A 15,310-nucleotide genomic window follows, 5' to 3' on the forward strand; every position below is an offset into this window, starting at 1 on the left:
TTGAAGTTTTGAAATATTAGAATTTTAAAGTCGCTTTTTGATTTGAATTAATTTGATTATTTCGTCAACAATTTTCTTTGTCGCCTCCGGCAGAGCCAAACATTTTATATTTTCGCTCAGTTCTTTTTGTTTTTCTGGATCATTAATCAAAGACTCAAAAACAAGACTGAATTGTGTGTCCAGCTGATTTTCTTTAAGCAAAATTGCTCCATTTTTATCTACAATAGCCTGTGCGTTTTTAGTCTGATGATCTTCTGCAACATTAGGTGATGGGACAAAAATTACTGGTTTCCCCACAATACATAATTCTGAAACAGAAGAAGCTCCTGCTCGAGAAATAACAATATCTGCAGCAGCATACACTAAATCCATGCGATCAATAAAAGAATGAATTTGAATATTTTCATTTTCCTCAAAATGTTTATATTCGTCAAAATATAATTTCCCACATTGCCATATAACTTGTACATTATAGGCTGAAAAAGTTAAAATTTCTTTAGCAATTAATTGATTTATTCGTCTTGCACCCAGACTTCCGCCTAACACTAACAGCGTTTTTTTAGTAGAATCTAACCCAAAATATTGAATAGCTTCTTCTCTTTTGCTATCAATACTAATCAGATCTTTACGGACAGGATTTCCAGTCAAAATCATCCTTTCTTTTGGAAAAAAGCGTTGTAAGTTCTCATAAGCTACACAAATTGTGTTAGCCTTTTTACTCAACAATTTATTGGTAATTCCCGGAAAGGAATTTTGTTCTTGAATCAGTGTTGGTATTCCAGATAGCGCTGCTACTTGCAGTAACGGACCACTGGCAAAACCACCGGTTCCTATTACTACATCTGGTTTAAATTGTTTAATTATAGTACGTGATTTCAATAAGCTACTGATCAATTTTATTGGAAAAAGAGTATTATCAAGGGTGAATCTTCTTTGTAATCCTGCAATCCATAACCCGATTATTTTGTAGCCCGCTTGGGGCACTTTCTGCATTTCCATTTTATCCTTGGCCCCTACAAAAAGGAATTCAGCCTCTGGAAAACGAGATTTTAATTCATTTGCGATAGCAATTGCAGGATAGATATGTCCACCTGTTCCTCCACCACTTAATATGAATTTATAATGTTTCATTTTTGATCAAATACTCGCTGTTCTGTTTAATAAAACAACTTATTTATTTATAACTGCCTGCATTGGATTTTTCGCCTTATCTTCAATAGAATAGGATTCTTCAACTGCCGTTTCCTCCTCTAATTCCCGATCAATTAATTTCTGAAGTGCTTCTTCCCTTTTAGCTGCATCCTTTAATTCCTGGGCAACCTCCTCTTCTTTCTTAGTCACACTGATAATGATTCCAAGTGCAAAACAAGTCATCCAAATAGAGCTTCCTCCGCTGCTTATTAAAGGCAACGTTTGCCCCGTAACAGGCAATAATTCTACTGCAACAGCCATGTTGACCATGGCTTGAAATATCATTGGAAAACCTAAACCTATGACGACTAATTTACCAAAAAGCGTGTTGGCTTTGTGCGAGGCAATAACAAATCTAAACAGCAACAACAGGTACAAAGTCAGCACTCCTATTCCTCCTATAAGTCCATACTCTTCAACAATAATTGCAAAAATAAAATCAGAAGAAGATTGTGGCAAAAAGTTCTTTTGAATGCTTTTCCCAGGACCTAATCCGTAAATTTTCCCAGATGCAATTGCAATTTTTGCTTTTTCAATTTGGTAATCATCTTCATCTGGTTTATCTGTGGTAAAACTTTCAATTCTATTCCCCCAAGTCCCAACCCTGCTAAAAAACTTCGAATCAGGGAATGCTTTCGCAAGCAGAATAAAAAAGGCCAAAAATACAATTCCTGAACCCAATATAACTGCAATGTATTTAATGGGATATTTTCCAATAAAAACCAACATCAACACCATCGAAAAAATCAATGCTGTTGTTGAAAAATTGGCAGGTAAAATAAACATTAAGGTAATGAACACAGGAGTCCAAAGCTCCCAAATAGAAGACTTAAAAGTGATGGGTACTTCTCTGGTTTTAGACAAGTATCGCGCCACAAAAATAAACAGCACCATAGACGCTAATGTTGACGTTTGAAACGTGACTCCAATAAACGGAACCTGAATCCATCTACTTGCGTTTGCACCGGCAATAACTGTTCCTTTAATTAAAGTGTAAGCCAGTAAGACCCACACAACAGGTAAACCTACTTTAGAAATAGCCCGAAAATAATGATACGGTACTTTGTGAACCCAGTAAATAATTAAAAACCCAATGCAAATATGTGCTAAATGCTTTACTAAATAACCTAATGTGTTTCCGGTTCCTCGACCAAGGTAAGCTAGATTACTACTTGCACTAAAAACAGGCATAAAGGAAAACAAAGCCAACAAAGCCACGAATGACCAAATCACTTTATCTCCTTTTAAATTGTTAATTAGTTGCTTCATTGTGGGTTTTGGATTTTGGGTTTTGGGTTTTGGCGCTAAAACCTAGCACCTAGAACCTAAAACCTTTTTTCTATAAATTTTTAACGGCCTGTTTGAATTGATTTCCTCTATCTTCGTAGTTTTCAAATAAATCAAAACTGGCACATGCTGGAGACAACAGCACTACATCTCCTTTTTCTGATAACCGCTGCGCCATTCTCACTGCATCGTCCATAGTTGAAACTTCGATCATCATGTCGACTACATTTCCAAAAACATCAATTATTTTTTTATTATCCACACCAAGACAAATAATCGCTTTTACTTTTTCACGTACTAATGACATCAATTCATTGTAATCATTTCCTTTATCAACACCACCTACAATCCATACTGTAGGAGCATTCATGCTGTCTAATGCAAAAAAAGTTGCATTGACATTCGTTGCTTTAGAGTCATTAATATACTGCACGTTTTGGATTTTTAAAACTTTCTCCAAACGATGTTCTACTCCTTGAAAATTAGAAAGACTCTCCCGAATTGTAGCTTTTCTTATTTGCATTAATTTTGCCACAGAGGTTGCTGCCATTGCGTTTTTCATGTTATGTTTTCCTTCTAGTGCAATGTGGTCTGTATTCATTGTAAATTCTTCCTGATTAATCTTTATTTCCATTTTGTTGTTTTCTATATAAGCTCCTTCGCTGAACGTTTTTGTCAATGAAAAAGGAATTAATTTTGCTCTTGTCGTGTGCGTTTTGAACCACTCGTTTATCGCTTCATCATCTGCATCATAGATAAGGTAGTCGTCCTCCGTTTGGTTCATTGTAATCCTAAATTTCGCATCAATGTAATTTTCATATTTGTAATTGTATCGATCCAGATGATCCGGACTTATATTAGTAATTATGGCAATATGTGGTTTGAAATTTATAATCCCATCTAATTGAAAACTACTCAATTCAAGCACGTAAGAATCATATTTATTGTCCGCCATTTGCCAAGCAAAACTCTTTCCTATATTACCTCCTAATCCTACATTTAACCCTGCCGCTTTTAGCAAATGATACGTCAACATTGTTGTGGTTGTCTTACCGTTACTTCCAGTTATTCCTATAATGGTCGCGTCAGTGTAAGGAGCAGCAAACTCAATTTCAGAAATTACAGTGATTTTTTTCTCTAACAATTTTTTTACAATTGGAGATTTATCAGGAATTCCGGGACTTTTCATCACCACATCAGCATTCAAAATCAATTCTTCCGTATGCATCTGCTCTTCCCATGCAATTTCATTTAGAAAAAGCACTTCTTTGTAATTCTCTTTTATCTTTCCAAAATCAGACACAAAAACATCATATCCTTTTTTCTTGCCAAGAATTGCAGTTCCTACACCGCTTTCGCCTCCTCCTAAAATTACTAGCCTCATGTTATCTTAATTTTAAAGTAACGATAGACAAAATGGCCAACATAATAGCAACAATCCAAAACCGAGTCACAATTTTACTTTCATGATATCCTTTTTTTTGATAATGATGATGCAAGGGAGACATTAAAAATATTCTTCGGCCTTCGCCAAAGCGTTTCTTGGTATATTTAAAATAACTTACTTGAAGAACTACCGATAAATTTTCGACAAGAAAAATTCCACACAATAAAGGAATCAACATTTCTTTTCGAACTGCAATAGCCAAAACAGCAATAATTCCACCAATGGTTAAACTTCCCGTATCGCCCATAAAAACGGAAGCCGGATACGAGTTGTACCACAGAAACCCAATTAAGGAGCCAACAAATGCCGCTATAAAAACCGTCATTTCTCCTGAATTAGGAATATACATGATATTCAAGTAATTAGAGAAAATAATATTTCCCGAAACGAAGGTGAATATTCCTAGCGCAAGTACTGAAATAGCCGATGTTCCTGCCGCCAATCCATCTATTCCATCAGTCAAATTAGCACCATTAGAAACAGCCGTAATTATAAAAATAACAACTGGAATAAAAATCAACCAAGCCCATTTTTCATATCCCTCGCCTGTCCATGCTAATAACTCCGCATAATCAAATTCATTATTTTTGAAAAAAGGTATAGTGGTTGCAGTCGATTTTTCTTCCAGTGGCACTTGAACAATTACATTTTCCGCAGTCGCTTTGAAAACATTGGTTTTACCCGTATCAGTTCTTACGGTAACGCCCGCATGATAATACAAAACGGTCCCTACTATAAGTCCTAAACCTACTTGCCCCACCACCTTAAAAACCCCTTTTAATCCCTGTTTATCTTTTTTGAAAATTTTTATATAATCATCAATAAAACCAATCGTACCCATCCAGAGTGTAGTAACTATCAATAATACGATATAAATATTATGCAGTTTAGAAAACAATAAAACAGGAACGAGCGTAGCAAAAATAATAATCAATCCTCCCATTGTAGGCGTTCCCGCTTTTTCATTTTGACCAGCTAAACCAAGCTCTCGCACAGTTTCTCCCACCTGCTGTCTTTGTAAAAAGCGAATTATTATTTTTCCGTAAATTGTTGATAACAACAACGAAAGCATTAATGCTAATGCAGATCTAAAAGTAATGTACTGAAAAACACCCGTTCCGGGAACATCCAATGTTTTGTCTAAATATTCAAATAAATAGTATAGCATATATCTTTGTTTTTTGGCAAATTGTTACTTTCTTGATTTTGGTCCTCTTTAAATAATCAAAAATTCATTAACCCTATTTTCCAAGTTGATCCAGCATTTCTTTAACTATTTTCATGTCATCAAAATCAAGGCGAATTCCATTTGTTTCCTGATAGGTTTCGTGTCCTTTTCCCGCTATTAAAATAATATCGTTAGGCTGAGCCAGTTGACAAGCAGTTTTAATTGCCTGTTTCCTATCGGTTATCGTCAATACTTTTTTATAATTTTGCGCGGCCACCCCCTGTTCCATTTCGCTGATGATTACATCCGGGTTTTCGTTTCTAGGATTATCCGAAGTGAAAATCGCTTTATCACTCCATTCAGATGAAATTTCAGCCATAATTGGACGTTTTGTTTTATCCCTATTACCTCCACATCCCACAACCGTAATCAATTGTTCATTTTTTGTACGGATGTCATTAATTGTTTTTAGTACGTTTTCTAAAGCATCCGGAGTATGAGCATAATCTACAATAGCGGTGATATTTGAATTTGAAACAATAAATTGAAACCGTCCCGATACACTTTCTAAATCAGATAATAACCGGAGCACTTCCATGTGTTCAATTCCTAATTCGACTGCAGCGCCGTATATCGCAACTAGGTTATAGGCATTAAATGTACCAATGAGTTTTACCCACACCTCATTTCCGCTGATTTTCAACAACAAGCCCGATAATTGATTTTCCAGGATTTGCGCTTTATAATCTGCGTAGGATTTTAAGGCATACGTACATTTTTTTGCTGCAGTATTTTGCAACATAATCTGTCCATTTTTATCATCAATATTAGATAGAGCAAAGGCCGTTTTGGGCAAATTATCAAAGAAGGACTTTTTTACATCTCTATATTCTGCAAACGTTGGATGGTAATCCAAATGATCATGGGATAAATTAGTAAATATACCACCTACAAAATGCAAGGCTTCGGTTCTTTTTTGGTGAATCCCATGTGAACTTACTTCCATAAAACAATATTCAACTCCGTTTTGCACCATTTCACTCAAGTACTGATTTAGAGTAATCGAATCTGGAGTCGTATGTGTGGCTTTGTATTCAATATCATCAACTAAAATTTTAACCGTTGAGAGCAATCCAACTTTAAAACCTGCTTTTTTAAACAATTGGTATAACAAGGAAGCAATGGTTGTTTTGCCATTTGTGCCTGTAATTCCAATCAATTTCAAGTTTTGAGATGGATCACCAAAATAATTAGCCGCCATAAATGCTAAGGCCGAATTCGTATCTTTTACCTGAACATATGTGATCCCCTTGGCAATGTTGTCTGGAAACGTATCACATATAATTGCTACGGCTCCTTGTTGAATTGCTTTTTCTATAAAATCATGACCATTTGATATTGTACCACGAATGGCTACAAAAACATCATTGGACTCAATTTTCCTAGAATCAAAATCTATTTTGTTAATCGCGATATCCGTTGAGCCCTTTATGGCTTCAATGGCTACTTTGTATAATATGTCTTTTAGTATGCTCATGATAATTCTAATAATATTGTTGTGTTTTTTAGAATATTTTGCCCCGCTTCGAGCGATTGTGTTTTTACTTTACCAACGCCCGTTACCTTTACCTTAACTCCCAAATTTTCTAATAAAGCAACAGCATCCATCCCTGACATTCCTTTTACATTAGGTATAAACTGTTGTTTGTTTTGAGATTTAACAAAATAAGAATCATAATTATTTTCTTGTTTTGGTATCTTTCTATCTAGGTTTTTAATCTCATTCGTTGATGGCGCATCTGTAAATATCTTCTGCGCAATACGCTTAAAAACAGGACCAGCTACATCAGCACCATAAAAATTATTAAAAGCAGTATTTGGTTTGTGTACCACCACAATACAGGAATATTTAGGTTGATCCGCTGGAAAATAACCTACAAATGATGATGCATAATACATTTCAGAGCGGCCATTTTTACCATAATTAACTTGTGCCGTTCCCGTTTTTCCTGCCATGGAAAAATCCTTTGAATATAATTTTGAACCCGTTCCTTTTTTGACAACATTTTCGAGAACTGCTTGCAATTTCAATATAGTTTCTTGGGAACAAATTCTTGGATTCAAAACTTCCTTCTCGTATTTTTTAATCGTTTTATTCCATTCTTTAATTTCAGAAACAAATTGAGGTTTTACCATTTCCCCATCATTAGCAACTGCGTTATAAAATGCTAATGTTTGCATTGGAGTAATATGAACTCCATACCCAAAAGCCATCCAAGGAAGCGAAATATTAGACCAATTCTTATCCGTAGGCTGAGGAATATAGGGCACGCCTTCCCCTTTGATTGAAAGTCCCAAAATTTTATTTAAACCAAAATCATTAAGATGATTGACAAATTTTGATGGATTATTTTTATACGCTTCATACACTGCCTGAACCATAACTGTATTTGACGAAAGTTCAAAACCTCTTGCTAACGAAATTTTTCCATAACCACCTTTGTGGGAATCACGTACTTTTTTACCTGAATACGCAACAACTCCACCATTACTATCATAAACAGTACTCGTATCGGCTTTTTTATCCTCAAGAAGCGCCATCAAATCAGCTAATTTATAGGTAGAACCCGGTTCATGGGACTCTGCTACCGCATAATTTGTGGTTTCATAATAAGTCCCGTCTTTTGCTCTTCCTAAATTAGAAATTGCTTTCACATGCCCTGTTTTAGTTTCCATAACCACCACAGAACCATGATCTGCCTGATATGATTCTAGTTGTTTTAGCAAAGCATGATGCGCTATATCTTGAATATAAACATCAATTGTTGATATAACGTCATAGCCGTCCTGAGGATCAATTTCATTAATATCTCGAATAGGTTTCCACTGTCCTTTAGCTATTTTCTGTTTTAATATTTTACCGTCTTTTCCATTGAGATAGTTCCTAAAAGCCCATTCAATACCTTTTCCATCAAGCGATTGCCCATTGGAGGTTCTTTCATAACCCACGGTTCGCTCGGCAATTTTACCTATTGGATGTTCCCTGATGGTTTCTTGTTCTACAATAATCCCCCCTTTGTATGCACCAAGATTAAATAATGGAAACTCTTTAATACGCACATAATCAGTGTAACTTAAATCTCGTGCTACCAAAAAATATCTATTTCTATTGCCTCGGGCTTTTCTTAATTCGTTTTCAAAATAATTTGTAGATTTTCCTAACAGCAAGGCCAAGGAATCTGATAATGGCTTCACATTCTTCTCAAAGGATTCTATTTTTGATGCAAGTGCATCGAACCGTATTTCATAATTTGGAATTGATGTTGCTAAAAGGCTCCCATCAGCAGAATAAATATTCCCTTTGTTAGCGGGAATAATAAAATTTTTAACAGTTCTTTGTTTGGCTAAATTTCTGTAATAGTCTCCTTCTACCCATTGAATATTTGTTAATTTTACGGCAATAGCAACCGCCATCAGGAAGATCCCAAAAGCGACTAAATAGATTCTATAAGATATATATTTATCTTCTACTGCCATAATTTTTTAAAGAAGCCTTTATCTTCTTCTTTTTTAACTTTTATTTTTACTGGCGGAACTGTGGATGGAAAAATTTCTTTCTCTATCATTTTTTCAGAAACCGTTGATTCCATTTTTAGTTTCATTAATTCAGAGCGACGGTCTACAAATTCAGAACGCAATTCTTTAACTTGTCCAGTTAGCTCCGTGATTTCAAACACTTTTTGTTCAAACCGTTGTGTATTTGCAATCATTATAATTGCTAACAAAAGAATAAAAACAATGAATCGCCAATTTTTGACGGCATGATCATCAATAAGAAACTTGGCTTTCAATATGCTATAAACTCCGTTCTTCATTTTTTTATAAGCTTCAAATATGCAACAGCGCACCGTTTATTTGCAAAGAATTATCTTTTTTGTGCTATTCTTAATTTTGCGCTTCGTGCTCTATTATTTATTTTTATTTCGTCTGCATTCGGTACTATTAGTTTTCCAATAGTTTTAAAAGGAACAGAAAAATTACCAAAAAAATCGCGTTCCGGTTCTCCTTCAAACATTCCATTTTTTATAAACCTTTTCACCAATCTGTCTTCTAAAGAATGATAGGATATTACACTTAATCTTCCTTCTGGATTTAATATTTCTAAGGATTGTTCTAAAAACTCTTTCAGAACATCCATTTCCTGATTTACTTCAATTCGGATAGCCTGATAAATTTGAGCTAATATTTTATTCCGAACTCTATCCGGTAAATATCGCGCCAAAATGCCTTTCAATTCATCTGTTGTTTTAATTGGCTGTTGCTCTCTTGCCTCGACTATTGTTCGTGCTAAAACTGGGGCATTTTTTAATTCACCATAATCTAGAAACACTCTTTTTAAATTTGCCTCATCGTATTCATTGACCACTCGATAGGCATTCAAATCATTTTTCTGACTCATTCGCATGTCCAAACCAGCATCAAAGCGAGTAGAAAAACCTCGTTCTGGAACATCAAACTGATGTGATGAAACACCTAAATCTGCTAAAATGCCATCTACACTTTTTACCCCATAAAAACGCAAGAATCTTTTTAAAAATCTAAAGTTTTCATTGATCAAAATAAATCTTTCGTCAGGCAAGGCATTCGCCAAAGCATCTTCATCCTGATCAAAAGCGAATAACTTTCCAGCTGGACCTAACCTTTTCAAAATTTCTTTTGAATGTCCGCCCCCACCAAAAGTTACATCTACATAAATGCCGTCAGGCTTAATATTTAAACCATCTACAGATGCTTGAAGCAAAACCGGATTATGATATTCCATTGTCGTTGTCATTTATATTTCCCATTACTTCCTCTGCCAAATCAGCAAAATCAAGATCTTCTCCATTTATTGATTTTTCATACAACTCTTTATCCCATATCTCAACAATATTTACCGCCGATGAAAACACTACATCTTTTGTAATACTGGCAAAAACGACTAAGTCCTTAGGAACTAATAAGCGTCCTAACGCATCAATTTCAACCACTTTCACTCCTGCTGTAAACCTGCGAATGAAGTCATTGTTTTTCTTGACAAATCGATTGAGTTTGTTTATTTTTTGCATCATTATATTCCATTCTTCCATAGGATACAGTTCCAGACATTCTTGAAAAACGGAACGCTTCAAAACAAATCCGTTTTGAAGTGATGGAGCCAACTGCTTTTTTAAAGGCGCCGGCAACAGCACCCTTCCTTTAGCATCAACTTTACATTCGTATGTTCCAATAATTGTATCCAAGAAAAAAAATTAAATGATGTTGAGCAAAAATATAAAAAATATTACCACTATCTACCACTATACCCCACTTTGTTAATAAGTTTAACCACTTTCAAATAAAAACACTTACTTTATATACAATCAAGCCGTTAGCTCTTTAGAATTTATTTGTAAGAAAGATAATGTTATAAAAAACAGACTCCAAAACACAATAAAATTCTTTGTTTTTTTTTTGTTATCCAAAATGAAATTTGGAAAGAAATCAATACTTAAATAGCAAAGAAAAAGGAACAGGATTCTATCTAAAGCGGGATAACTTTACAATTAAAAATTGTTCTAAAAATTCATTTTTATTTTTTAAATCCTATATTTGTCCAAATCGAAAAATCCGTATTTATAAAAATGGAAAAACACTATAAAAAAGAAGGCAAATACAGCTATTATGAAGCTGGTGAAGGAACTCCAATCGTAATCTTGCACGGACTTATGGGGGGACTTAGCAACTTTGATGCGGTTGCCAGCTACTTTTCTACAAGAGGATACAAAATAATTATTCCGGATTTACCCATTTATACCCAAAATATTTTAAAAACTAATGTAAAAAGTTTTGCTAAATATGTTAGGGATTTCATCACTTTCAAAGGATTAGACCGTGTAATACTTTTAGGAAATTCACTTGGTGGCCACATTGCATTGTACCACACTAAAATGTATCCTGAAAAAGTAGCAGGACTTGTAATAACAGGAAGCTCAGGGCTTTATGAAAGCGCAATGGGTGATAGCTACCCAAAAAGAGGGGACTATGAGTATATCAAGAAAAAAGCAGAAGATGTATTTTATGATCCAAAAGTTGCTACTAAGGAACTTATTGACGAAGTGTACGAAACAGTAAACGATCGTATAAAATTAATCAAAACACTGACTATTGCAAAAAGTGCCATTCGACATAATATGGCAAAAGATTTACCAAAAATGCATGTTCAAACCTGCCTTATTTGGGGAAAAAATGATAAAGTTACACCTCCAGATGTAGCCGAAGAATTCAATAAATTACTACCCAATTCTACTTTATATTGGATCGATAAATGTGGTCATGCGGCTATGATGGAGCATCCCGATGAGTTCAATCGCTTACTTGATGATTGGCTAAAAAACACCCATTTGTCCATAAATAAACCTTAAAGGAGAATTTTACACCTAGAAAAAATGAAAATTAATACTGCCGAATTTGTTATCAGCAACTCCGACGTAGCCAAATGTCCAAAAGATTTTTTGCCGGAATATGCCTTTATAGGCCGATCAAATGTAGGGAAGTCCTCTTTGATTAACATGATCACAAATCAAAAAAAATTAGCAAAAACATCTGGAAGACCGGGAAAAACACAGTTGATTAATCATTTTTTGATTAATAACAATTGGTTTCTAGTTGATTTACCTGGTTATGGATATGCAAAAGTTTCAAAAAAGACTAAATCTATTTTCCAAGAATTTATCACAGACTATTTTGAAACAAGAGAGCAATTAGTCTGTGCTTTTGTTTTGATAGATATTCGTCACGAGGCACAAACAATTGACATTGAATTCATGTCATACATGGGCGAAAGTGAAATTCCTTTTTGTATTGTTTTCACTAAAGCTGACAAAATCAGCAAAGTAAAAATTGACTCTCATATAGCGGCCTACAAAAAGAAAATGTTTGCTAATAATTGGGCCGAAATGCCTCATTATTTTGTCACCTCAGCGACTGAATCAACAGGAAAAGAAGAATTGTTAGGTTATATAGACGAAGTCAATCAAGAAGTTTTTAAAAATAACAACCAATTTTAGAAAAAGAACATTTTCACTAAAAAGTCCCAAGATTCAATTGAAACTTGGGACTTTTTAGGTAAATGATATAATTTCTATTTTGTGAGATCTAATTTTTCAGCAAAATAATCACAAAAATCTTTCATCGTATCAGCCATTTTCTCGTCATCAGTAGCCCGCTTGAATGTTTCTGACATAGCCACTAAAGTTTGATGAAAGAAAATTTTCATTTCATCTACTGGCATTTCTTTTGTCCATAAATCAATGCGCATACTTTCTTTTGCTTTACTATCCCATACTGACAACATTATTGCTTTAGCTTCTTCCAGCTCGACACCGCCATCTTTAGCAGTCCACATAAGTTTTTCTGGAACTCTATTTTCGTCTAATTCGATTAGAAACTTAATTTCTGATGTATGTTTTTCTAACATTACTTTTTAGGTTTGTATTTTGATTGTTTAAATATTTTTTTCGCATCTGTTTTAAGCAAATCAGTAACATTTACTCGATTAATTTCCATGTAAGATCGTACTATTTGCCAACCAATCCAAGCACCAACGCGGCCAGGCGATTCATTGTCTATTTCTAAATAAAACTTAGAAAATGGCGCTGGATTTATAAATCTGGGAATTAGCTTTTGATCCGTACTATACAGCAATTCCTTTTCGATAAAATACCGCCACATGTAACTTTCATTTTCCTGACACCACAAAAGTTGTTCTGAGGTATATCCCATTTTTTCGGCCTCCGTATAATTTGGCAAAAGCAGGTCTTTTAAATACAATTGTTTACCGGAATAAATCATCTGACTGAGTAAATCTTTACCCAAAACAGGCGCAATTTTCCGTGCTGCAAAACTCGAAACTACATCCGGCGCAATTTGTCTCTGTTCAAAATTTTGTTTTAAATAATTGGGAAACTGATAAAATTTATGGTCTTTACCTAAATACAATTCAAGCGAAATAATCACAAGACTATCTGCATAAATAACCTTGCTATTATAGTCCATCTCAGCAATTACAGTAACCACTTTTGGTGTTTTTGTTTGCGGAAAATAATATTTAATGTGCCTAAAAAGTCTTTCCAGTTCCTCTTTTACCACTTCAAAATCAGCATATTTTTTTTGTACTTCCGCATACAATTCTTTCCAGATTGGATCCTGCATTTTATTTAACCAAACGCTATTGTCATTTCCTGGAGGAAAAAAGAATGGAAACTCTTTTTTTACTTTTTCTAGGTCTTTAGGTGGAGTTTCAAAAAATATTTTATCAAAACGATCTACTTTCACCTCTACAGGAATTGCCGCAATGGCATTCTCAACTTCATTTTTCTTGTCACATGACAAAAAAAAGAGACAAAAGACGATGGATAACAGATATATTTTCATAATTATTATTTAAATTTGTTTCCAAAGAATTTGAAGAAAGTAAGGAGTAACTAATTTATTTTGCAAATATACATTCCTACTTTTTAAAACGTAAATAATTATGACTAAAATAAGCACACTCCTCGTTGAAAAAGTAAATACCCACATTGTAAATTGGTTAAAAAAATATGCTGAAAATGCTAAAGTAAATGGATTTGTAATTGGGATTTCCGGGGGAGTTGATTCAGCAGTAACCTCTACATTGTGCGCCCAAACTGGTCTACAAGTATTATGTGTTGAAATGCCAATTCATCAAGCACAAAGTCATGTATCCAGAGGCCGAGAACACATAGAACAACTTAAAGAAAGATTCCCTAATGTAACGTCCGTTGAAGCTGATTTGACCTCTGTTTTTGAAAGTTTCAAAAAAATAGTACCCGCTAATCATTCAGACCTACATAAAATCAACCTTTCTCTTGCTAATACCCGAGCTCGACTGCGGATGACTACTTTATATTACTTTGCAGGCATTCATAGTTTATTAGTTGCAGGAACTGGAAACAAAGTAGAAGATTTTGGTGTTGGTTTTTATACAAAATATGGCGATGGAGGTGTTGATTTGAGTCCCATTGCCGACTTAATGAAGTCCGAAGTCTATCTTTTAGGCAAATTTTTAAAAATTCCAGATTCTATCCTAAAAGCCGCACCTACTGACGGATTATTTGGTGATGAAAGAACAGATGAAGATCAATTAGGAGCGAGCTATAACGAGCTGGAATGGGCAATGGCAGAAGATAACGCTGGAAAATCATCCGATAATTTTTCCGGAAGAGATAAAATTGTTTTTGACATTTACAAGCGATTAAATACTAGTAATCAACATAAAATGACTGCAATACCCGTTTGTTTTATCCCAAAAGATTAAAGAAATCATATTTTATATTGATTTACAATTAATTACAGAATTTATTTATTAATTTTACATTTCCAATAACAAATAATTCTAAAAATTTAAAATTATGATTAAAGTATGTATAGCCGATAATTATCCTGTTGTGCATTTTGGAGTAAAATCTTACTTTAAAGAAAATGCTGAGATATCAATAGTAGCCAATGTTGGTAATTTTTTGATGGTACGGGATATACTTTTAACAAAAGACATTGATGTCTTGATATTAGACTTGGAACTGGAAGGACTTGCCAGTATTTTTGAAGTTAAAGCACTTCTGAAAAATTTTCCTAAAACTAAAATCATTATTTACAGTGGTCTTTCCGAACAGATTTATGCACCAAATGCCATTAAAGCCGGAGTTTCTGGCTTTGTACACAAATCTGAAAAACTAGAAACACTAGGTCAATCGATTATTAAAGTCCACCAAGGAAAAATAATCATGAATGAGACCGTGAAGAAGAACTTAGCCTTAATTGCGAAACAAAGCAAAAGCGAAAGATTATATCGCAAACTTTCTAATCGTGAGGTAGAAGTTTTACGTTATCTTAGTGATGGTAAGAAAAATCACGAGATCGCGACAATTCTAAACCTAAATGAAAAAACGATTAGTACTTACAAATTACGACTACTGACTAAACTAAATGTTACTAATTTAGTAGATTTAGTTAACAAAGCAAAAACGTTAGAAATCGTCTAGTAACACTAGCTAAATTCTAAATAACGTTTAAAAGAACAGATCGTAACTGTGCTTAGTTTCAAAAAAAAGCTCTGTGTCATTTGAATTTAATTTCAAATGATACAGAGCTTTTAAATTAACCAGTAAAAGGATTAC

15 protein-coding genes are annotated in these 15,310 nt (G+C 34.2%); 4 read left to right on the top strand and 11 right to left on the bottom strand.

Annotation, left to right across the window (positions count from 1 at the left end; all coding sequences use genetic code 11):
- Positions 1 to 24 precede the first annotated feature (24 nt).
- The 9 genes from murG to mraZ all read right to left on the bottom strand — a co-directional run bounded on the left by murG (position 25) and on the right by mraZ (position 10,375).
- Positions 25 to 1,131, bottom strand: coding sequence for an undecaprenyldiphospho-muramoylpentapeptide beta-N-acetylglucosaminyltransferase (gene murG, locus ACEN2F_RS03590; protein WP_441736171.1), 1,107 nt, complete (start codon positions 1,129 to 1,131; stop codon positions 25 to 27).
- Between the two features lie 39 nt (positions 1,132 to 1,170).
- Entirely contained in the window at positions 1,171 to 2,460 is a 1,290-nt protein-coding gene (locus ACEN2F_RS03595; protein WP_441736173.1) for an FtsW/RodA/SpoVE family cell cycle protein, read from the bottom strand.
- A 70-nt stretch (positions 2,461 to 2,530) separates the two neighbouring features.
- The gene (gene murD / locus ACEN2F_RS03600; protein ID WP_441736176.1) at positions 2,531 to 3,862 is read right to left on the bottom strand and encodes a UDP-N-acetylmuramoyl-L-alanine--D-glutamate ligase; all 1,332 of its coding nucleotides are present in this window, start codon (positions 3,860 to 3,862) and stop codon (positions 2,531 to 2,533) included.
- 1 nt (position 3,863) lies between these two features.
- The gene (mraY, locus tag ACEN2F_RS03605) at positions 3,864 to 5,093 is read right to left on the bottom strand and encodes a phospho-N-acetylmuramoyl-pentapeptide-transferase (protein WP_441736178.1); all 1,230 of its coding nucleotides are present in this window, start codon (positions 5,091 to 5,093) and stop codon (positions 3,864 to 3,866) included.
- 73 nt (positions 5,094 to 5,166) lie between these two features.
- Entirely contained in the window at positions 5,167 to 6,630 is a 1,464-nt protein-coding gene (locus ACEN2F_RS03610; RefSeq protein ID WP_441736181.1) for a UDP-N-acetylmuramoyl-L-alanyl-D-glutamate--2,6-diaminopimelate ligase, read from the bottom strand.
- Complete coding sequence (locus ACEN2F_RS03615; protein WP_441736183.1) at positions 6,627 to 8,630, bottom strand: penicillin-binding protein; 2,004 nt, start codon at positions 8,628 to 8,630, stop codon at positions 6,627 to 6,629. The genes ACEN2F_RS03610 and ACEN2F_RS03615 overlap by 4 nt, the downstream gene beginning before the upstream one ends.
- On the bottom strand, positions 8,621 to 8,968 hold the full coding sequence (locus ACEN2F_RS03620) for an FtsL-like putative cell division protein (protein ID WP_441736185.1): 348 nt from the start codon (positions 8,966 to 8,968) through the stop codon (positions 8,621 to 8,623). Before ACEN2F_RS03620 ends, ACEN2F_RS03615 begins: the two co-directional genes overlap by 10 nt.
- Before the next feature lie 50 nt (positions 8,969 to 9,018).
- A complete protein-coding gene (gene rsmH, locus ACEN2F_RS03625) occupies positions 9,019 to 9,927 on the bottom strand; it encodes a 16S rRNA (cytosine(1402)-N(4))-methyltransferase RsmH (protein ID WP_441736188.1) in 909 nt (302 codons plus the stop codon).
- Positions 9,902 to 10,375, bottom strand: coding sequence for a division/cell wall cluster transcriptional repressor MraZ (mraZ, locus tag ACEN2F_RS03630; protein WP_441736190.1), 474 nt, complete (start codon positions 10,373 to 10,375; stop codon positions 9,902 to 9,904). Before mraZ ends, rsmH begins: the two co-directional genes overlap by 26 nt.
- Before the next feature lie 381 nt (positions 10,376 to 10,756).
- Between mraZ and ACEN2F_RS03635 the strand changes: the two genes are divergently transcribed.
- Positions 10,757 to 11,536, top strand: a complete 780-nt coding sequence (locus ACEN2F_RS03635) for an alpha/beta fold hydrolase (protein WP_441736193.1) — start codon at positions 10,757 to 10,759, stop codon at positions 11,534 to 11,536.
- Positions 11,537 to 11,560: 24 nt separating this feature from the next.
- Positions 11,561 to 12,181 carry a ribosome biogenesis GTP-binding protein YihA/YsxC gene (gene yihA / locus ACEN2F_RS03640; protein ID WP_441736195.1) on the top strand — a complete coding sequence of 207 codons (621 nt, stop codon included), beginning with the start codon at positions 11,561 to 11,563 and terminating at the stop codon, positions 12,179 to 12,181.
- 74 nt (positions 12,182 to 12,255) lie between these two features.
- Here yihA and gldC read toward each other — a convergent pair whose 3' ends face one another.
- Both gldC and gldB read right to left on the bottom strand, forming a co-directional pair.
- On the bottom strand, positions 12,256 to 12,591 hold the full coding sequence (gene gldC, locus ACEN2F_RS03645; RefSeq protein WP_441736197.1) for a gliding motility protein GldC: 336 nt from the start codon (positions 12,589 to 12,591) through the stop codon (positions 12,256 to 12,258).
- Positions 12,591 to 13,547: a gliding motility lipoprotein GldB gene (gene gldB, locus ACEN2F_RS03650; protein ID WP_441736199.1), complete on the bottom strand. Its 957-nt coding sequence runs from the start codon at positions 13,545 to 13,547 to the stop codon at positions 12,591 to 12,593. Before gldB ends, gldC begins: the two co-directional genes overlap by 1 nt.
- Positions 13,548 to 13,647: 100 nt before the next feature.
- Between gldB and nadE the strand changes: the two genes are divergently transcribed.
- Both nadE and ACEN2F_RS03660 read left to right on the top strand, forming a co-directional pair.
- Positions 13,648 to 14,451, top strand: coding sequence for an NAD(+) synthase (gene nadE, locus ACEN2F_RS03655; protein WP_441736201.1), 804 nt, complete (start codon positions 13,648 to 13,650; stop codon positions 14,449 to 14,451).
- A 94-nt stretch (positions 14,452 to 14,545) separates the two neighbouring features.
- Entirely contained in the window at positions 14,546 to 15,175 is a 630-nt protein-coding gene (locus ACEN2F_RS03660; protein ID WP_441736204.1) for a LuxR C-terminal-related transcriptional regulator, read from the top strand.
- Positions 15,176 to 15,310 lie beyond the last annotated feature (135 nt).

It is taken from the genome of Flavobacterium sp. W20_MBD1_R3 (genome assembly GCF_052119725.1).
Taxonomy (GTDB): Bacteria; Bacteroidota; Bacteroidia; order Flavobacteriales; family Flavobacteriaceae; genus Flavobacterium.